Source organism: Xylophilus sp. (genome assembly GCA_009914555.1).
Classification (GTDB): Bacteria; Pseudomonadota; Gammaproteobacteria; order Burkholderiales; family Burkholderiaceae_C; genus WNDY01.
In genome coordinates this window covers 1-19,478 of sequence record WNDY01000068.1, presented here as the reverse complement: position 1 = coordinate 19,478, position 19,478 = coordinate 1, and the positions used below count along the sequence as shown (strand labels likewise).

At 70.4% G+C, this 19,478-nt stretch carries 17 protein-coding genes and 1 pseudogene; 9 read left to right on the top strand and 9 right to left on the bottom strand.

Features of this window, described 5'->3' with window-relative positions; all coding sequences use genetic code 11:
- Window positions 1-396 (top strand): DDE-type integrase/transposase/recombinase (locus GAK38_RS20630; RefSeq protein ID WP_325345540.1); only part of this gene is annotated, 396 nt, incomplete at its 5' end.
- 68 nt (window positions 397-464) lie between these two features.
- On the opposite strand, the gene GAK38_RS20625 is transcribed toward GAK38_RS20630, so the two are convergent.
- Window positions 465-1,565, bottom strand: a complete 1,101-nt coding sequence (locus GAK38_RS20625) for a PA0069 family radical SAM protein (RefSeq protein WP_325346818.1) — start codon at window positions 1,563-1,565, stop codon at window positions 465-467.
- A gap of 85 nt (window positions 1,566-1,650) precedes the next feature.
- Here GAK38_RS20625 and GAK38_RS20620 point away from each other — a divergent pair, with 85 nt between their 5' ends.
- The 5 genes from GAK38_RS20620 (at window position 1,651) to GAK38_RS20600 (ending at window position 7,785) form a co-directional block, all read left to right on the top strand.
- A complete protein-coding gene (locus GAK38_RS20620) occupies window positions 1,651-2,028 on the top strand; it encodes a DOPA 4,5-dioxygenase family protein (protein WP_325346817.1) in 378 nt (125 codons plus the stop codon).
- A 205-nt stretch (window positions 2,029-2,233) separates the two neighbouring features.
- Window positions 2,234-3,745, top strand: a complete 1,512-nt coding sequence (locus GAK38_RS20615) for an iron-containing redox enzyme family protein (protein ID WP_325346816.1) — start codon at window positions 2,234-2,236, stop codon at window positions 3,743-3,745.
- A 202-nt stretch (window positions 3,746-3,947) separates the two neighbouring features.
- On the top strand, window positions 3,948-6,005 hold the full coding sequence (locus GAK38_RS20610; RefSeq protein ID WP_325346815.1) for an AsmA family protein: 2,058 nt from the start codon (window positions 3,948-3,950) through the stop codon (window positions 6,003-6,005).
- Between the two features lie 99 nt (window positions 6,006-6,104).
- Window positions 6,105-7,241 carry a hypothetical protein gene (locus tag GAK38_RS20605; protein ID WP_325346814.1) on the top strand — a complete coding sequence of 379 codons (1,137 nt, stop codon included), beginning with the start codon at window positions 6,105-6,107 and terminating at the stop codon, window positions 7,239-7,241.
- Between the two features lie 277 nt (window positions 7,242-7,518).
- On the top strand, window positions 7,519-7,785 hold the full coding sequence (locus tag GAK38_RS20600; protein ID WP_325346813.1) for a LysR substrate-binding domain-containing protein: 267 nt from the start codon (window positions 7,519-7,521) through the stop codon (window positions 7,783-7,785).
- A 245-nt stretch (window positions 7,786-8,030) separates the two neighbouring features.
- Here the strand turns inward: GAK38_RS20600 and GAK38_RS20595 are convergent, their stop codons facing one another.
- Window positions 8,031-9,269, bottom strand: a complete 1,239-nt coding sequence (locus GAK38_RS20595) for an MFS transporter (protein ID WP_325346812.1) — start codon at window positions 9,267-9,269, stop codon at window positions 8,031-8,033.
- 75 nt (window positions 9,270-9,344) lie between these two features.
- Between GAK38_RS20595 and GAK38_RS20590 the strand changes: the two genes are divergently transcribed.
- Window positions 9,345-10,166, top strand: coding sequence for an AraC family transcriptional regulator (locus GAK38_RS20590; protein WP_325346811.1), 822 nt, complete (start codon window positions 9,345-9,347; stop codon window positions 10,164-10,166).
- On the opposite strand, the gene GAK38_RS20585 is transcribed toward GAK38_RS20590, so the two are convergent.
- The 4 genes and pseudogenes from GAK38_RS20585 to GAK38_RS20570 form a co-directional block, all read right to left on the bottom strand.
- Complete coding sequence (locus GAK38_RS20585; RefSeq protein WP_325346810.1) at window positions 10,157-10,687, bottom strand: hypothetical protein; 531 nt, start codon at window positions 10,685-10,687, stop codon at window positions 10,157-10,159. The genes GAK38_RS20590 and GAK38_RS20585 overlap by 10 nt on opposite strands.
- A 304-nt stretch (window positions 10,688-10,991) precedes the next feature.
- Window positions 10,992-11,310, bottom strand: a pseudogene (locus GAK38_RS20580) (hypothetical protein); the annotation flags it as partial.
- Window positions 11,311-11,538: 228 nt separating this feature from the next.
- Entirely contained in the window at window positions 11,539-13,317 is a 1,779-nt protein-coding gene (locus tag GAK38_RS20575; protein ID WP_325346809.1) for a putative bifunctional diguanylate cyclase/phosphodiesterase, read from the bottom strand.
- Between the two features lie 25 nt (window positions 13,318-13,342).
- On the bottom strand, window positions 13,343-14,941 hold the full coding sequence (locus GAK38_RS20570; protein WP_325346808.1) for a methyl-accepting chemotaxis protein: 1,599 nt from the start codon (window positions 14,939-14,941) through the stop codon (window positions 13,343-13,345).
- Between the two features lie 212 nt (window positions 14,942-15,153).
- On the opposite strand from GAK38_RS20570, the gene GAK38_RS20565 reads away from it, so the two are divergent.
- Window positions 15,154-15,597, top strand: coding sequence for a hypothetical protein (locus GAK38_RS20565; RefSeq protein WP_325346807.1), 444 nt, complete (start codon window positions 15,154-15,156; stop codon window positions 15,595-15,597).
- Between the two features lie 19 nt (window positions 15,598-15,616).
- On the opposite strand, the gene GAK38_RS20560 is transcribed toward GAK38_RS20565, so the two are convergent.
- Complete coding sequence (locus tag GAK38_RS20560) at window positions 15,617-17,092, bottom strand: DegQ family serine endoprotease (protein WP_325346806.1); 1,476 nt, start codon at window positions 17,090-17,092, stop codon at window positions 15,617-15,619.
- Between the two features lie 165 nt (window positions 17,093-17,257).
- Entirely contained in the window at window positions 17,258-17,548 is a 291-nt protein-coding gene (locus GAK38_RS20555; RefSeq protein WP_325346805.1) for a hypothetical protein, read from the bottom strand.
- 232 nt (window positions 17,549-17,780) lie between these two features.
- Between GAK38_RS20555 and GAK38_RS20550 the strand changes: the two genes are divergently transcribed.
- On the top strand, window positions 17,781-18,998 hold the full coding sequence (locus GAK38_RS20550) for a zinc-dependent alcohol dehydrogenase (RefSeq protein WP_325346804.1): 1,218 nt from the start codon (window positions 17,781-17,783) through the stop codon (window positions 18,996-18,998).
- 145 nt (window positions 18,999-19,143) lie between these two features.
- Here the strand turns inward: GAK38_RS20550 and GAK38_RS20545 are convergent.
- Window positions 19,144-19,478 (bottom strand): transposase (locus GAK38_RS20545; RefSeq protein WP_325346803.1); only part of this gene is annotated, 335 nt, incomplete at its 5' end.

The following is a 19,478-nucleotide window of genomic DNA, read 5'->3' as shown; positions in this document are numbered from 1 at the left end:
GACCTGTATTCGCGTAAGGTTGTGGGCTGGTCGATGTCTGAGCGCATGACGGCTACGCTGGTTTGCGACGCGCTGCGCATGGCGCTGTTTGCTCGCAATCGGCCTCGGGGAGTGATCGTGCATACTGGCCGTGGTAGCCAATACTGCTCGCGCGAGCACCGCGCCCTGTTGGAGCAATACGCTTTGATCGCCAGCATGAGTGCCAGAGGCAACTGCTACGACAACGCAGCAATGGAGAGTTGGAACCACAGTCTGAAGGTCGAGGCCATCCATGGTGAACACCTCGCCACACGGGAGCAGGCCAAGGCTCATGTGTTTGACTACAATCGGATCCGGCTGCACTCGACCCTGGGCTACCTCAGCCCAGAGCAGTACGAGCTGGCCAACGTCGCTTAGATAGGTGTCCGTAAATCAGGTGCAAGATCAACCGGCTCGCGGTCTAGCGGTGGCACGGTGCAGGCGCTCTAGAAAAGGCTCCCCTGCCCCGCCGGCCCCGGCGGGCGGAACTGCGAGGCGTCCAGCGCCAGCCGCTCCTCGTTGAGCCCCAGCCTGCGGCAGGCGATGTCGAAGCGCCGGCGGATCAGCTGCGCCCAGGTGCCGCCGCCGCGCATGCGGGTGGCGAAGTCGGCGTCGTAGTCCCTGCCGCCGTGCATCTCGCGGATGCGCTCCATGACGCGCGCGGCGCGCTGCGGATAGTGCACCTCCAGCCATTCGCGGAACAGCGGCGCGACCTCCCAGGGCAGCCGGATCACCGTGTAGAACGCGCTGCGCGCGCCGGCCGCATGGGCCGCGTCGAGCGCCTGCTCCATGTCCTCGTTGAGGAACGGAATCTGCGGCCCGAGGCTCATGCCGACCGGGATGCCCGCCTCGCTGAGCGCGCGCACCGTGCGCAGCCGCCGCGCCGGCGATGCCGCACGCGGCTCCAGCCGGCGGGCCAGCGCCGCGTCGAGCGTGGTCAGCGTGATCCAGACCGTCGCCAGCCGTTCGGCGGCCATCGGCGCGAGCAGGTCGATGTCGCGCTCCACGCCGGCCGACTTGGTCACGATGCCCAGCGGATGGCGCACCTCGTGCAGCAGCTCGATCACCGAGCGCGTGATGCGCAGCTCGCGCTCCACCGGCTGGTAGGCGTCGGTCGCGGTGCCGATCGCGATCGTGCGCGGCCGGTAGCGCGGGCTGCCGAGCTCGCGCCGCAGCGCCTCGGCGAAGCCGCGCTTGGCGACGAGTTTCGTCTCGAAATCCAGGCCCGGCGACAGGTTCAGGTAGCTGTGCGTGGGCCGGGCGTAGCAGTAGACGCAGCCGTGCTCGCAGCCGCGGTACGGGTTGAGCGAGCGGTCGAAGCCGACGTCGGGCGACTGGTTGTGGCTCAGCGCGCTGCGGCAGTCCTCCCAGCGCACCTCGGTGGCCAACTGCGCCGGCAGCTCGGCCTGGCCCTGCTCGAAGGTGCCCCAGCCGTCGTCGACGGCAGCGCGCGCATCCCCGGAGAAGCGGTGCGCCAGCGCACTGGCCGCGCCGCGGCCCTTGAGGGCACGGCGCAGGGCTTCGGCGGGGATGGCGTTGTCGGACATGGTGTCAATGGCCGTGAAACTGTATTTACATACAGTATATCGGCGCTGTTGGCATGCCCATGCCGCGCTGGGCACAATCCGCGCCATGCCTGACACCTCTGCATCCGCGCCGGGCACCGTGCCCCGTCCGCGCAACATCTTCGACCGCTACCATGCCCACGTCTATTTCGGGCCAGACACCGTGGGCCAGGCCCGCGTGCTCTGCGAAGAGGCCGGCCGGCGCTTCGGCGTGGCGGTGGGACGGGTGCACGAGCGGAGAGTCGGCCCTCATCCGCACTGGAGCTGCCAGCTCGCGTTCGACCGCACGCAGTTCGAGGCGCTGGTCCCATGGCTCGACGCTCAGCGCGGCGGCCTCGACGTGCTGGTGCATGGTCTGAGCAACGATCCGCTGGCCGACCACACCGACCATGCCAGCTGGCTGGGATGGCCTTCGACGCTGGATCTGTCGGTCTTCGGGCGTTGACGGGCGCTGGCAGCGCGGAGCTGCCGGCGGCTGTAGGAACGGGCAGCGGTGCATGGTTTCGTCCTTCCTCCGTAGGACTGCCCCCACGCGGGGCGACTGCGCACGACGACAGGGCACCGGACCGGCCGTGCGGATAGTGCTTGCATCAACACAACACAGCCCGTCCGCAGCCGGCGCCAGCCGCTGCGGCCACCGCAGAACCTCCATGCTCGCTCTCGCACCCCCTCTTTCTCCCGCCGCCACGCGGCGACGAAGCACCGCGCTTCCGGCAGAGCACCCGGCTGCCGAGCCGCACGGCCCGGCCCGGTCGCTGGTCGAATGGCTGCTGGCCGCTCCCCGGGACGAAGCAGACCGCCTGGCGCGGCAGGGCGCTTCGCGCAGCTGGCTGAACGTCCGCATGGACGAGGCGGCGGCGCTGCCCTGCGACCTGCCCGAAACGCCCGGCGACCTCGCCACCTGGATGCAGGCCGGCCACGACCGCGTCGGCGGCCTTTATGCCGACTACCTGGGGCAGCGCCGTGCCGGCGCTCCGCGCCGCTTCTTCGCCAACCGTGCCCATGCGCTCTACTTTCTGCGCGGCGTCACCCCGACCAAGCTGGCCGACGGCTCCTGGCTCGCCGGCGTGCTGCCGCACTGGCGCAACCCCCTCGTCGACCATCTCGTGCGAACCTATGTGGAGGAACTGGGCGACGGCGACCCCGCAAAGAACCACGTGCTGCTCTACCGCCGCCTGCTCGCGGCCAACGGCCTGGATGAGGCGCCGGACCTGCCAGACAACCATTACATTCAGGCTGCCATCCAGCTGAGCTTGGCGGAGCACACGGCCGACCTGCTGCCGGAGGTGACCGGCTTCAACCTCGGCTACGAGCAGCTGCCGCTGCATCTGCTGATCACCGCCTACGAGCTCAACGAGCTGGGCATCGATCCGTACTACTTCACGCTGCACGTGACGGTGGACAACAGCGACAGCGGCCATGCCCGCCGCGCGGTCGAGGCCGTGCAGGCCGGGCTGCCGCAGGACGCGGCCGCGCGCGAAGCGTTCTGGCAGCGTGTGCGCACCGGCTACCGGCTCAACGACCTGGGCGCGAGCACCCTGTCGGTGATCGAAGGCTTCGACGCGCGGCGCGAGGTCTGCCGCATCCTGGAGCGCAAGAGCATCGCCGGCCGCAACGCGCATTCCGACTACTGCCGTCTGGGCGGCAAGACGGTCAACCAGTGGCTGGCCGAACCGGACGGCATGGCCGGCTTCCTGGCAACGCTGGAGAAGGCCGGGTGGATCCAGCGCAACGCGCCGCCTTCGCAGAGCCGCTTCTGGAACCTGCTGCAGGGGCCGCGGGCCGAGATGTTCGGCGTGTTCGACGGCTATGAGCTCCAGGTCATCCACGACTGGATCCGCGGCGACGCCAGCGCGGACGGGGCCGATCACCTCGCGACCCAGGCCGCGAGCGCCGCCCAGGTGCCGGTGAAGAAGCCGCGCGCCTTCCGGCACCGCCTGCGCATCGCCGGCACGCCGGCCAGCGCGGCCGACGACGGCACCGCAGGCGGGCCGCCGCCCCGGCCGGATGCGGACACGGCGGCGCTCGAAGCGCAGCTAGCGCTGCAGGACGACCCGGCGGCACGCATCGACACTCTGGTTGGCGCCATGGGCCCGCACCAGCACTGGCGCCCGGCCGGGCTGCTGGCCACCCGCCGCTTCGTGGAGCTGGCGCTGCACTGAGAAGGGGTGGACGGACCCGCCGGCATGCCCGCTGGCCTCGTCGTCGGGCTACGCTGGATTCTTCCTTCACACCTTCTGGGAGCGCGGCGGGACAGCCGCGTGCGCCGCCGGCCTACAGGCGGCAGGCGGACTCTCTCACTGCCCGGCAGCGTGGCACGCCGCAGGATCGGGCGTCGCCATACCGAAAAGAGGCAACGACGCCATGCCCGCTGACCGCCTGACCGCCTTCCCCCGCCGCCACCCGATCTGGACCGGGCTGGCCGTGCTCGTGCTGCTGCTGATCGTCTTCTTCGACTGGAACTGGTTCCGGCATCCGCTGGAACGCTACCTGTCCAACAAGACGCATCGCGAGTTCCGCATTTCGGACCTGCACGTGAAGCTCGGCTTCACACCGACGATCCGCATGCGCGACGTCTACTTCAGCAATGCCGACTGGAGCAAGCAGGACCCCATGGCACGCATCAAGCAGATCGAATTTTCCATTTCGCTGCGCGACCTGCCGCAGAAGATCCTGGTGCCCCGTGTGGCGCTGACCGAGCCCGACTTCGTTTTCGAGCGCCTGGCCGACGACCGCAAGAACTGGATCTTCTCCGATCCGAACGACAAGTCGCCGAGCAAGCTGCGCATCAGCACGCTGTCGGTGGATCAGGGGCGGCTGCGCTACTTCGACCACGGCGAGCCTTTCACGCTCGACGTGCATGCCAGTACCTTCGACCCCGAGAAGCTGCCGCAGGCCCGCGACGCCGACGCCAAGCCGCAGAACAACAAATACAGCACCCGGTATACGTTCACCGGCAGCTACCACGGCTCGACCTTTGAGGGCAAGGCACAGACCGGCGAGGTGCTGAGCTTCCAGGAATCGGGCGTACCCTTCCCGGTCCAGGGCGAACTCGCCGCCGGCACCACCAAGCTGTGGGTCGAGGGCACCATCGCCGACGCAGCCAAGATCACCGGCATCGACACCCGGCTGCGCATCTCGGGCCAGACGCTGGCCAATCTCTACCCCTTCCTGCTGCTGCCGCTGCCGGCGTCGCCGCCCTATTCGCTCGCAGGCCACCTGGTGCTCAAGGGCGACAAGTTCACGATGGACGACCTGGCCGGCAAGATCGGCTCGACCGACGTCAGCGGCAGCGCCGGCTACCTGCGCCGCGAGCCGCGGCCGCTGCTCACCGCCGACCTGCACAGCAAGCTGCTGGACGTTTCCGATCTGGGCCCCTTGGTCGGTGTGCAGACCAAGGAGACCGGCGGCAAGCCCAGGACCACGCAGGCCCAGACCCGCGACCGGCCCACGGCCAAGGTGGCCGAGCGCACGGCCGACCCGGACCACATCCTGCCCGCGGGCTCCTTCGACGGCAGCCGGCTGCAGAAGATCGATGCCAAGGTCGACCTCGACGCCAAACGGCTGAAGGTGCCGGTGGACAAGCTGCCGCTGGAGAGCATGCGCGCGGCGCTGCGGCTCGACGACGCGGTGCTCAAGCTCCAGCCGCTCGAATTCGGCTTCGCCGGCGGCAGCATCGTTTCACAGATCACGCTGGACGCCCGCCAGCCGACTATCGACACCCACCTCGACACCGTCTTCCGCGGCATCCAGCTTGCGCGGCTGCTGCCGCAAAACGAGAAAGTGGCGCAGGGCGTGGGCCGGGTCAGCGCCACGGTCAAGCTCCACGGCCGCGGCAACTCGATCGCCGATGCGGCAGCCAAGGTCGACGGCCGGATCTCCGCGGCGGTTGCCGGCGGCCGCGTGTCCAACCTGCTCGATGCGGTGAGCGGGCTCAACGGCGGCAAGATCATCCAGTTGCTGGTCGGGGGCGACCGCACCATCAACGTGCGCTGCGGCGGTACCGTGTTCGACGTGAAGGAAGGCCGCGGCACATCGTCGCTGTTCGTCGTCGATACCGAGCAGACCGAAATCCTCGGCAACGGCAGCTTCGACCTGGAGAACGAGCGCTTCGACCTGACGATCACTCCGCGCCCCAAGCGCCCGGGCATCCTGTCGCTGCGCACGCCGGTGCGCGTGTACGGCCGCTTCAACAAGGCCGACTTCGAACTCTACAAGGGCCCGCTGATCGCCCGCGCCGGCGGCGCGCTGGCACTGGCCGCCGTGGCCGCGCCGCTGGCCGCGCTGGCGCCGCTGATCGAGACGGGGCCGGGCGAGAGTGTGGACTGCGGCCAAGTCGAGCAGCAGACCATGGGCGCGCAGCGCCAGGCCGCCCAGCCTGCCGGCAAGGCCGCCGCCAAGCGCGCTGCACCGACGAAGTGACGAGCCGCTGCCTGCGACTTCACGCAGCGGCGTCCTACGTGCCGGGGCGGCGGCCGGCTCCAGACTCGGCCCGTCTCAACACTCCAGGCCACCAACACCATGTCGACCAATTCCTATCCGCCCGACGCTGGCGATCCCGTCGCCTACTCCGCCGCCGCTGCGCGCGCCGCCACCGTGGCATCCGGCCGTGCCAACACGCCGAGCGCGGTCTCGTGGGGCGCCATCCTGGCCGGCGCTGCCGGTGCAGCGGCGCTGTCGCTGATCCTGCTGATCCTCGGCACCGGCCTCGGGCTGTCGTCAGTCTCGCCCTGGGCGCAGCGCGGCGTCGAGGCATCGACGCTGGGCTTCGGCGCCGTGCTCTGGATCACCTTCACCCAGCTTGCCGCATCCGGCGTGGGCGGCTACTTGGCCGGCCGGCTGCGCACCCGGTGGCTGGACCTGCAGCGCGACGAGGTCTTCTTCCGCGACACGGCCCACGGCTTCCTGGCCTGGGCCGTGGCCTCGCTGGCGACGGCTGCGCTGCTGACCTCGGCCATCGGCATCATCGTGGGCGGCGGCGTGCAGGCCGGCGCCACCCTGGCCGGCGGTGCCGCAGGCACGGCGGCCACGGCCGCGACGGTGGCCGGCACCGGTGCAGCCACGCGGGGTGCATCGGATGTCCAGGGCGGCAGCGATGCCGTGACGGGCTACTTCATCGACACACTGTTCCGCCCCGCCGCATCGACCGCGACCGGCACGGCGCCGTCGGAACCGGGCACGCCGGCCGCCGCCGGCACACCGGCCACGCCGCCGGGCCGCGCCGACGCCGGCGAGGTCGCCACCCAGTCGGCCAACGTGCCGGCCGGCACCGCCTCGTCCCGCGACCAGAGCGGCCCCGCCCGCTCCCCGGTGCGCGGCGACGCCGCCGGCAACGCCGCCCAGAGCCGCGAGATCGCCCGCATCTTCGCCAACAGCCTGCGCACCGGCACCCTGCCGTCCGACGACCTGCACTACGTGGCCGGCCTGGTCTCCGAGCGCACCGGCCTGCCCCAGTCCGAAGCCGAACGCCGCGTCAACGCCACTTTCGCCAACCTCAAGCAGAAGCTGCAAGAGGCCGGCAACGCCGCCCGCGAAGCCGCAGACACGGCGCGCAAGGCATCGGCCAAGGCGTCGCTGTGGCTCTTCGTCTCGCTGCTGGTCGGCGCCTTCGTGGCATCGCTGGCCGCCACCCGCGGCGGCCGCCAGCGCGACCTCTGAATCCACGTCCTTCGACACCAACCAACCACATCACGGAGCCCACCCCCATGGCCGCAATCCTTCTCTGGCTGCTCGGCATTCCGATCCCGATCATCATCCTGATCGCGCTGCTGACCTGACAGGCCCGCCCCTTCGGAAAGGCAGAAAGCCGCCGCCCCGGCACCGGGCGGCGGCTTTTTTTCATTCCGAAGGGGAAGGCCCGGCGGTGTGGGCGGCCAAGCCACGCTGGCCGAACACCGCCGCTGCGATCCGTCGACGGTCCGGCTCACCGTGGACGTTGCCTGCACCGACTACCTGCAGGCAGGCGCAGATGGCCCGCGGCGAGGTCGACCTGCCGCTGATGACGCCCGGGCAGGGCCCGGCCGGCCTGCGCAGCCGCCATCTGTTCGACGAACGCTATGTGCTGATCGGCCGGCACGGCCATCCCGGCCTGCGGCGCAAGCTGTCCGTAGGACGGTTCGCGCAGCTCGACCAGCTGATCGTCCCGCTGCGCGGCGGCGGCCTTGCCGCGCCGGTGGACGACGGGCTCGCAGCGCTGGACTAACGGCGCAAACGTGGCACTGTCCGCGGCCTCGTTGCTGTTCGTGCCCGACATCGTCGCCGACTCGTGGCGCTGGTACCCGAAGGCTGGCGAGCGGCCGCGCAGGATCGCTCACGGTGGCCGAACGTCCGTTCCCGGTGCCCTACTTCGCCGTGGGCATGCCGTGGCACGCCCACAGCCACGGCGGGCACCGCTGGGTGCGCGATGTGGCGGCGGACCCGGGCGGCGCGCTGTAGCCGGCTGCGCGGTCAGGCGACGGCAGCCGGGGCCAGCGTCCGGCGCGCACGCCGCACGTTGAAGGCGCTGGCGATCAGCACACTCTGCACCGCGGCCAGGCCCACCAGCACCGCAACATGGTGGCCGCCGTCCATGAACCGGCCGAAGACCAGCGGCGAGATCGCCTGGCCGATGTCGAGGCCCGCGTAGACCACGCCATAGACCCGCCCGGTCGCGTTCGCCGGCGTGGAGCGCTTGACCAGCAGATCGCGCGACGGCCCAGCGATGCCCGCGGCAAAACCCATCAGTCCGAACAGCGCCGGCACGAAGTCACCCGGGAAGCTGCCGAAGGCCAGCAGCAGCGCGATCGCGGCGGCAAAGCCGAAGCCGGCGCCAACGAGCCGCTCGCAGCGCGCCGGGTCCGATGCCAGGAATCCGCCGACCACCATGCCGCCGGCCGTCGCTACCATGTAGACCGTCAGGCACAGGCCCACGAGCGGCAGTGCCATGCCGTGCAGCTCGCGCGCGGCCTGCGGCGCGAAGGTCTGCACCGCGCTCAATGCCATCGCGTAGAACAGGAAAAAGGCGAAGCACATCCACACGGCCGGGATACGCAGGAAGTCGAAGCTGCCCTCGTGCGCCGCGCCCGCGGCCGCCCGGGCGGGCGCCGGCATCAGGGCCAGCCGGTCGCGGCTGAACCACAGCAGCGCGAGCACCGCGAACGCCAGCGCGCCGGCGGCCACCAGCGCCGTGCGCCAAGAGAATGCGATCGCCAGCGGCACCAGCAGGGCCGGCGCCAGCGCCCAGCCCAGGCTGCCGGTGATGCCGTGCACGCTGTAGGCATGGCCCAGGCGCGGGCCGCTGACTTTGCGGTTGAGCAGCGTGTAGTCCACCGGATGGAAGACACCGTTGCCGACACCAGCCACCGCCGCGAACAGCGCGAGCATCGCGTAGTGCGTGGAGGCCGCGAAGCCGAATGCTGCGAACCCCAGCAGCGCCAGCCCGCCGAACAGGATGGGCCGCGGGCCGAAGCGGTCGACCACGAAGCCCGAGGCGGCCTGCACCGCGCAGGAGACGACGAAGAAGATCGTCATGAGAAAGCCCAGCTCGGCATAGCCGACCCCGAACGCATCCTTGAGCCACGGGAACAGCGGCGCGAGCAGGAGCTGGCTGAAATGGCTGATCAGGTGGGCGATGCCCACGAGGCCGATGACGCCGGCGTCCTGGCGCAACGGCACCGCGGCTGCCGGAGGAAATGTTGTCTCTGTCATGGCGGCTATCGTAACGACGGTATCGTCCTGCCGGAATGCGACGAAAAGACAGATTCCAAGGGAAAAGAGACAACCATGACCGCCACGCCCTTCCATCCCGCCCGGCCCGCAAGCACGGTCGCGCCGCTCGGCGACTCCGGCCCGTTCACGCCGAGCCGAGAGCGCCCGGTGCGGGTGCGTGCCCGGCGCATGCAGGACGACACCCATTTCGAGCCGCACCGGCATGCCTGGGCACAGTTGGCCTACTGCGCCACCGGCATCCTGCAGGTCACGGTGGAAGGGCCGCGGCGCAGCACCTATATCGTGCCGCCGAGCCGCAGCGTCTGGATCGCGCCCGGCGCGGTGCATGCGGTCGCGGCACTCGAAGAAGCCGACCTGCGCACGCTCTACATCGACGCGGTCGCCGTGCCGGCCGGCTGGGACGGCTGCCGCGTGATCGTGCTGAGCGCGCTGCTGCGCGAGCTCATCCCCGCGCTGGAGACGGCCGACGGAGCCCGCGAGTGCTGGCTTACCGCGCTGGTGCTCGACGAACTGGCACGCGCCGATACCCATGCGCTCGGCGTGCCGCTGCCAGATGCCGAACACGGCGACAAGCGCCTGCGCAGCCTGTGCGACGCCGTGCTGCGCGACCTGGGCGCCACCGGCCGCACGCCGCTGGCCGGCTGGGCGGCCGCGGTGGGTGCCAGCGAGCGCACCATGGCCCGGCTGTTCCGCGACGAGTTGGGGATGAGCTACCAGCAGTGGCGCCAGCAGGCAGTGCTGGCGCGCGCCCTGCCGATGCTGGCGCAGGGCGTGCCGGTGCAGGAGGTGGCGGCGGCCAGCGGCTACGCGAGCGAGAGCGCGTTCTCGGCGATGTTCAAGGCCGCGATGGGCCAGCCGCCCAAGGCTTATCGCTGAGGCTCCCCGGCCTGCGCCGCCGGGCGCGGCGCGCCGCGCGGGGCGCGCACCATCTTGTTGCGCGGCCGGCTGGCCTGGGTGGGCGGCGGCGCGCCGTTGATGTCGGCCAAGCCGAGCACCACGGTCACGCTCGGCGGGCGGTCACCGTCGCCGGGCGGCGGATAGAGCTGATAGTTGCCATTGCGCTCGCCGGCCGGGCGCTCCAGACGGTGGTAGACGACGCGGGCGCTCGTGCGGCTGCCCGACAGCGGCAGCACCCGCAGCCGCGCCTGGGCGTCGAGCACCAGGCCGGGACCGTCCTCGCGGTTGATCAGGTCGGTGCGCACCGGCTGCCAGTTGGCCCCGGCATCGACCGAGTACTGCCAGAGGCCCACCTGGGTGTCGAGGAATTCGACCACCACGCCAGGCACCAGCGCCACCGCCGGCGCCACCACGCCGCAGTCATGCGTGCCCAGGATCGCGGTGACCGTATTGCCGCCCAGCGCGCTACCGGACGCAACCACGGGAGTGACTGAAACCATGCATTCCTCCGCTTTTATACATTGTCAATAAATATTAAATGTTGAAATACTGATGAATGCGGTACTGGTTACCCTTTTTGGATTATGTTTTAGGACACATTCCTATACCCTCTCCTGTAAACTCCCATAGCGCTCTACAGACAATCGCTATGGACCTATACCCCCCTGTCCCGTTCAACCCTGTTCTGGGGATTAGGGATTTCCCCGAACATCTCCGGCGCATACACCGCCCAGGCCGGGGCGTCCATCGCGGTCAGTAGCAGCCGAGCGGTGGGCCGAGCGTGTCGCGGGCCTGTATCTCTCACACCAGCGACTCGAAGCGGGTCTGCGCCAGTTGCGCCGGCGCCTTCACGTCCCAGACGATCTCGCGGGCTTCATTGGGCGGGAGGTCGACGGTCTGGGCCGGCAGTTCCAGCAGCGTGTTGCGCGGCGCGACGCCCAGGCGCGGCGCTGGTGCATGGCGGCATGGCGCCCAGCAGGTCCCAGCTGGTGTTGGGCATCAGCTCCAGCAGCGCTTGGTCCACCGCGGCCAGGACTACCTCGGCATGCGCGGCCGGCTTGCCGTCGGGCAGCGTGGCCTTGACGGTCACGCGGGCCTTGCCGTGCACCGAATAGCTTTCCTTGCCACGAGGTCTGCGGCAGACAGGACGAGGGCGCCGGCGATTCTCATGCTGTGCGTGACACGCAGCGTTCTCCTCTTTTTCGGCGGCACCAAGCGTAGCCGAAGCCGGCGGCGCCGCCGTGCGGAACACAGCCTGGCACAGCCGACGAGCGCACCGCACGGCCTCCCGGCGCGTGCGTGTCCAGCAGAAAAACCATCAGCCGGCATTCCGCCGGCATCCCCCGGCCGGTCAGCCGGGCACGCCGCGCCGCACGATATCGGCGGGCGGCAGCGCCGGGGAGAAGAGCCAGCCCTGGCAGTGCGGCACGCCCAGATCGCGCAGAAAACGGCGCTGCTCCTCGGTCTCCACGCCCTCGGCCACCACGCCCAGGCCGAGCGCGCGCGCCCGCTCGACCATGAACGAAGCCATGGCCGCGAGCACCGCGTCGTCCGGCAGGTCGGCGATGAACTCGCGGCTGATCTTGAGCCGGTGCACCGGCAGCTGCCGCAGATGGGCCAGCGAGGCATGGCCGGTGCCGAAGTCGTCGAGCGAGAGCGTCACGCCCAGCGCCGCGAGCCGGGCGAGCTGGCCGCGCACGTGCGCCGGATCGGCCATGACCTGCGACTCGGTGATCTCCAGTCCCAGCAGGTGCGCGGGCACGCGGTGGCGCTGCAGCGCTTCGCGCACCTGCTCGGGGAAGTCCTCGCTGTGGATCTGCTGCATCGCCACGTTGATCGCCACCGGCAGCGCCAGGCCCGCGTCGAGCCATGCGCGCAGCTGCCGGCAGGCTTCCTCCAGCACCCAACGGCCCAGCGGGACGATCAGGCCGGTCATCTCGGCGACCGGGATCAGCTCGGCGGGCGAGACCTCGTCGCGGTCGGGATCGCGCCAGCGCAGCAGCGCCTCGAAGCCGCTCCAGGCGCCGCTGGCCGTGTCCACCACCGGCTGGAAATGCAGGCGCGGGCCGCTGCCGTCGGCCGGCGGCGGGCCTTCGAACGCGCGGCGCAGCCGCGCGTGCAGGCGCTGGCGGCTCTCCAGCGCCGGCATGGCGGCCTCGTCGTAGAGCACGGCGAGGCCGCGGCCGGCGGCCTTGGCCTGGTAGAGCGCGATGTCGGCGAAGCGCAGCAGGTGCTCGGCATCGCCCGCGTGTGCCGGAAACAGCGCGATACCGGCGCTGGCGCTCACGAAAACCTCCTCGCGCCCGTCGCCGAGCGTCAGCCCCGGCGTGAGCGCGGCCAGTAGCCGCGTCGCCTCGGCCTGCGCCTGCTGCGGCCCGCCCTGGGCCGACAGCAGCAGGCCGAACTCGTCGCCGCCGAGCCGCGCGATGGTGTCGCCGAGCCCGATCACCGACTGCAGCCGCCGCGCCACGGCCTGCAGCAGTTCATTGCCCAGCGTGTGACCGAAGCTGTCGTTGACCAGCTTGAAACTGTCGAGGTCGAGCACGACCAGGGCCACCAGCCCCGGGCCCTGGCGCGCCGCGGGGTCGCACAGCCGTGCCACCTGCTGGGTGAAGTAGAGCCGGTTGCCCAGACCGGTGAGCACGTCGCGCAGCGCCTCGCGTTCCAGCTGCTGGCGCAGGCGCTGCTGCTCGCTCATGTCGCGGATCATCGCGACCGCACAGGTGCGGCCCTGCACCTGCACGTGGCCGAGCGCGATGTCGACCGGCACGGCCGAGCCGTCGCGGCGCTCCAGCCAGAGCACGCGCCCGCGCCCCATCGAGCGCCGCGTCGGGCCTTCGAAGAACGAGGCGACGCAGCCGGCATGGCGCTGGCGCAGCCGCGCGGGCAGCAGCATCTCCACGCTCTGCCCCACGAGCTGCGCCGGCGCATGGCCGCTGATGGCCAGCATCGCGGGGTTGGCGCTGAGGATGGCTTCGTCGGCGTCGACGACCAGCACGCCGTCGGGCGACGCCTCGACCACCGCCTGCGCCAGCGTGTCGAGGTCCACGGCATGCGCCTGCCACGCCGGCCGAGCGTTGTCCTCAGGAGCCATGTCGTCGTCCTGCGGGGGCACGGGCTCGCCGTTCATGGCGGTGTTCTCGGTGTGCCCCGTCTCAACAGGCCGCCGCCGCTGGCAGGGCGCGTGCCGCGGCAGCCGGGGGCAGGGCCCCGCCCCCGGCCAGGCGGAACACCGCCACTGCCTCCTTCATCTGCGCGGCCTGGCTGTGGAGCGCGCTCGCTGCGGCGGCGGCCTGCTCGACCAGCGCGGCGTTCTGCTGCGTGACCTGGTCCATCTGGCCGATGGCCTGGCTCACCTGCTGGATGCCGCTGCTCTGCTCGGCGCTGGCGGCGCTGATCTCTTCCATGATGGCGGTCAGGCGGCGGACGCCCTGCATGATCTCCTGCATGGTGCGGCCGGCCTCCGACACCTGCTGCGAGCCGCTCTCGACCTTGGCCACGGAGTCGCCGATCAGCGCCTTGATCTCCTTGGCCGCCTGGGCGCTGCGCTGCGCGAGCGTGCGCACCTCACCGGCCACCACAGCGAAGCCGCGGCCCTGCTCGCCCGCGCGCGCGGCCTCCACCGCCGCGTTGAGCGCCAGGATGTTGGTCTGGAAGGCGATGCCGTCGATCACGCCGGTGATGTCGGCGATGCGGTGCGAGGCGCCGTCGATCTCTCCCATCGTCCGCACCACGCCGGAGACGATGCGCTCGCCCTGCGCGGCCACCTCCGTTGCGCTGGCAGCCAGCGCGGCGGCCTGGCGCGCGTTGTCGGCGTTCTGACGCACCGCGCCGGTGAGCTGCTCGATCGACGCAGCCGTCTCCTGCAGCGCGCTGGCCTGCTCCTCGGTGCGCGAGGACAGGTCCTGGTTGCCGGCGTCGATCTGGCCCGACGCGGTGGCGATGCCGTCGGCGCCCAGGCGCACGCTGCCCACCACCCGGGCGAGGCTGTCGTTCATGCGCCCGAGCGCCTCCAGCAGGCGGCCGGTTTCGTCACGGCGGCGGGTGGCGATGCGGCTGGTGAGGTCGCTGGCGGCGACGGTGTCGGCCACGTGCACCGCCTCGGCCAGCGGAAGCGTGATGCTCCGCGTGAGCTGCCAGGCGATCACGACGCCGATGAGCGCGGCGACGGCGCAGGTGGCGATCGCCTGCAGCCGCGCGCGCGCCGATTCGGCGTGGACGCTGGCCGAGCGCGCGTCGATCTCGGAGCGCTGCTGCTCCTGCAGCCGACGCAGCAGGTCGAGGTAGTTGCGCGCCGAGGGCAGGTACGCCTCGGCGAGCAGGCGGTCGGCTTCCTCCGCATGACCGTCGGCGCGGGCCTTGACGGTCTGGTCGCGCACGCGGATGTAGACCTCGTTGGCCTGCCGCAGCGCGGCCCAGAGCTCTTTCTCGGCGGGGGTGTGCATCAGCGCGCCCAGCCGCTCGTGCCGCTGCAGGGCCGCGCGGGTGCTGCTGGCCGTGTCCTCGGCGAAGAACGCAGCCAGCGACAGGTCGTTGCTCCTCGCGATGGCCGTCGTGCGCAGCGCGGCGCGATCGACGTAGCGGTAGAGATCGGCGGCCAGCTGCGCCTTGACCACCGCGCCCTGCATGACGTCCTTGGTGGCCGCGTCGATGAAGGAGAGGCTGCGCAGGCCCTGTGCGCAGATGAAGACCATGAGCAGCAGGATGGCGGCGAAGCCTGCGGTCAGCCGGGTGCCGATCTTCCAGTCCCTCATGGCAGCCGACACCCCTCATGGAAATCGCAAAACTGCATTCCGGCGCTCCTCCCCTTCGTTGCGTGGCGCAAGCATCTGTCGATCGGCACAGCGTTCGATGCTGCCAGCAAACGCTATCGTCTACAGTTTAACCAGTGGAAGTTACCAGAGTCAAATTCCAAATTTACCTTAGTTCACTTCCACCCCCGCACTCGATGCTAGCGTGCGGCACCATGAGATCGACGCAGCAGCCAGCGGGAACGACAGGTTTTGCGCAACGCCTGCGCGAAACGCTGCTGCGCCGGGGCAAGAGCGTGAGCCCGACCCAGCTGGAACGGGAGTTCAATTTGCGCTACCCGGGCAAGCCCGTGACGAGCCATGCCGTGCGCAAGTGGCTGCTGGGCCAATCGCTGCCGATGCAGGACAAGCTGCATGTGCTGGCGCGCTGGCTGGACGTGGATGAGGACTGGCTGCGCTGGGGCCAGGCGGCCACGGCCGGCGCGCCTCCGCCGGCGCAGGCCGCACTGTCGCTGTCGAACTGGAATGGTTCGTCGCCCCAGGAGGATGCCTCGCTGCTCCAGGACTGGCGGCTGCTCGAACTGCGCCACCGCCGGGTGGTGCGCGCCGTGATCGAGACCCTGCTGCTGCACCAGCAGGACTCGTCCGGGGCCGGCTGAGCCGGCCCGCCGGCGGCGATCAGCCGAGGCGCACCGGCACGAAGATCTTGTCGCCGTCGCGCTGGATCAGCAGCGCCACCGACTTGCCCGACCTGGCGACCACGGCGCGCACCTGCTCGACCGAGGCGACCGGCGTGCCGTTGACCGACAGCAGCACGTCGCCGGCCTCCACGCCCGCGGTCGCGGCGGGCCCTGCGGCCTGCTCGATCAGCAGGCCGCCCTCCACACCGGCCTGCTGGCGCTCGCCCGGCTGGAGGGGCCGCAGTGCGAGGCCCAGCCGGCCCTGCTGCGCAGCGCCGCCGGCATCGGCCGTTTTCTCCGCCTTCGCGCTGGCGCCGCCGAGTTTGGCCGTGATCTCCTTGGCCGCTCCCTTGCGCCACACCTCCAGCGCGATCGTGTCGCCCGGATTCGCACGGCCGACCAGGGCCGGCAGGTCGCCGGAGGAGATGATGGCCTGCCCGTCGGCCTTGCGGATCACGTCGCCCGGCTGCAGGCCGGCCTTCTCGGCCGGGCCGCCCTTCTCAACGCTCGACACCAGCGCGCCGGCCGGCTTGTCGAGGCCGAACGAATCGGCCAGCGCCTGGTTCACTTCCTGGATCGCCACGCCCAGGCGCGCGTGCTCCACCTTGCCGTGGGCCACGATCTGGTCCTTGATGCGAGTGGCCAGGTCGATTGGAATGGCGAACGACACGCCCTGGTAGCCGCCGGTGCGGCTGTAGATCTGCGAGTTGATGCCCACCACCTCGCCGCGCGCATTGAACAGCGGGCCGCCCGAGTTGCCGGGGTTGACCGCCACGTCGGTCTGGATGAAGGGCACGGCGCTGTCGTCGGGCAGCGAGCGGCCCTTGGCGCTGACCACGCCGGCGGTCACCGAGTTCTCGAATCCGAACGGCGAGCCGATGGCCAGCACCCATTCGCCCACGTTCATGTCCTTGGGGTTGCCGATGGCGACCACCGGCAGGTCGTGCGCATCCACTTTGAGCACAGCCACGTCGGTCTGCGGGTCGGCGCCCAGCACCTTGGCGCGGAACTCGCGGCGGTCGGTCAGCTTGACCGTGACCTCCTTCGCGTCCTTGACCACGTGGGCGTTGGTGAGGATCGTGCCGTCGGCGCTGACGATGAAGCCCGACCCTTCGGCCCGCAGGGTCTGCGACTGCGGCGCACCGCCGCCGTTGGGCGCGAAGTGGCGGAAGAATTGGTAGAACGGATCGTCCGGGTCCATGCCCTCCAGCGGGTTCTGGCTGGCCACCTTGGTCGTACCGACCACGCTGATGTTGACGACGGCAGGGCCGTAGCGTGCGGTGATCTGCGAGAAGTCCGGCATCAGCACGCCGGGCGCGCCCGGGGCCGGCGGCGCGGCGGCCACCACGGCAGCGGCTGGCGCGGCTGCACGGGCCTGGCCCAGTTGCACGGCCGACACGCCCGCGCCGCCGATGACGCCAGCGGCCACCAGCGCCAGCACGAAACGGGAAGGGGTCAGGGAAAAGGTCTTCATGGTCGCTCCATCCAGGTGATACATCCGATGCACCGGATGATGGGAAGCGGCGCTTAGGCATGTCTTAAGGAACGCACAGACGCAGTGCCGGTACCGATGCCCGGCAGTACGGGGCAGAGAAAAAGCGCGGCCGTCGGGCTGCCCTTTTCGCCGGCGCCGGCGGTGTCAGGGCTGTCTGCGGCCGCCCGCCACACCCTCGGCGCCGCGGCCGACCTCGTCGTTGTAGACCTTGTCGAGCACCGGTCCCTTGTCGGTATCCTGCTGGCCGCTCTGCTTGTCGGCATAGGCCTGGCGGCCCTTCTCCGTGCCCTGGGCGCTCTCGCTGTCCTGCTGGTCGGCGGACTGGTCGCGCTCGTGCGGCAGGCGTGGCGCAGGGCGGTCGTCCTTGCGCGGCAGGGTGTTGCCTTTGGGCGCGAACGGATGACCGGTCGTGGTTTCGTTGTCGGCTTCTGCCATGCGGACCTCCTCGGTTGGTTTCTGCAAGGGTGCATGGTTCCTGCCCTTGGCCGCACCACACGTAGGCGTGCGCTGCCGGGCGCTGTAGGAAGGCCATCGCCGGGCCGCGGTCCGCCGGCCGCGCCGCTGCGCACAGGGTCGCGGCACCTGCGCCTACATGGCCGCGGCCCACGCCTTTCTACCGTCGCTGTCGCAGCCCGCCTCGCCACCCCCCGACAGGAGAACAGCGCCCATGAAAGCCCTCACCTACCATGCCACCAAGGACGTCCGCCTCGAAACCGTGCCCGATCCGGTGATCGAGCAGGACGAGGACATCGTGCTGCGGGTGACCGCCACCGCCATCTGCGGATCGGACCTCCACATCTACCGCGGCAAGATCCCGGACATGGACGCCGGCGACATCCTCGGCCACGAATTCATGGGCATCGTCGAGGAGACCGGCCCCGGCGTGACGCAGGTGAAGCAGGGCGAACGCGTGGTGGTGCCGTTCACCATCTCCTGCGGCAACTGCTACTTCTGCAACCATGCGCTGTTCGCCGCATGCGAGACCACCAACCCCGGCCGCGGCGCGATCATGAACCGCAAGAACGTGCGTGCCGGCGCCGGGCTGTTCGGCTATTCCCACCTGTACGGAGGCTATGCCGGCGGCCAGGCGGAGTATGTGCGCGTGCCCCGCGCCAACAGCGGGCCACTGGTCATCCCCCCAGGCCTGGCCGACGAGCAGGTGCTGTTCCTGTCGGACATCCTGCCCACCGGCTACCAGGCCGCCGTCAACGGCGAGGTCGGCCCGGGCTCGACCGTGGCCATCTTCGGCGCCGGCCCCGTCGGCCTCATGGCCGCGGCCAGCGCCCGGTTGCTGGGCGCCGAGCGCATCTTCATGGTCGATCACCACGCCTACCGCCTACGCTTCGCCGCCGAGACCTATGGCGTGGAGCCGATCAACTTCGACGAGATCGAGGATCCGGCCGCGCAGATCATCGAGCGCACCGACTTCCGCGGCGTCGACTGCTCCATCGACGCCGTGGGCTTCGAGGCCAAGGGCAGCACGCTGGAGACGGCGCTGACCACGCTCAAGCTCGAAGGCTCCAGCGGCAAGGCGATCCGCCAGGCCATCGCCGCGACGCGGCGCGGCGGCACGGTCAGCGTGCCGGGCGTGTACGCCGGCTTCATCCACGGCTTCCTGTTTGGCGATGCGTTCGAGAAGGGCTTGGTCTTCAAGGGCGGCCAGACCCACACGCAGCGCCACATGCCCCGGCTGCTGGAGCACATCCTCGCCGGCGAACTCCAGCCCGAGGCCATCATCAGCCACCACCTGCCGCTGGACCAGATCGTGCGGGGCTACGAAATCTTCGCCCAGAAGCAGGAGGACTGCCGCAAGGTGGTGCTGACGCCCTCCGGCCCGTCCGCGGCAGCCGGGGCCGACCCATTGCCGCTCGCGCCCGGGGCCTAACAGGCTGCTGAAATACCAAGCGTCGAGACGCAGCCCTGCTCTGATGAGGGCGCGAATTCGCTCGCTTGATCAGTATTTGAGGCTCCAAATATGCTCTGGCAGCTCGATTGGAGCGCGCAGGTGCCGTTCAGCGCCCCCTTTGCGCTCATTGGGTCCCCTGCGGACGGATCTGTCCCAGCGAGCGCATGCGCACCAGGTTGTAGGCGGCCATGTTCAGCACGAACATCTGCGCGACGTTGTCGAGCCCACGCACCATCACCTGACGCATCTGACCGATGGTCTTGACCCATCCGAAGCCCTGCTCGATGCGCTTGCGGCACTGCATCGACATGACGTAGCCATCGCTTTGTGCAACTGAAGTTGCCCCCGATTCCTGGAGTGCATAGCCCCAACCCGGAGAATGCCGGGACGGGAGCATGAATTGAACGAGAAGCAAACGAGAGCGAAGTACACGCTGGAGTTCAAGCAGGAGGCCGTGCG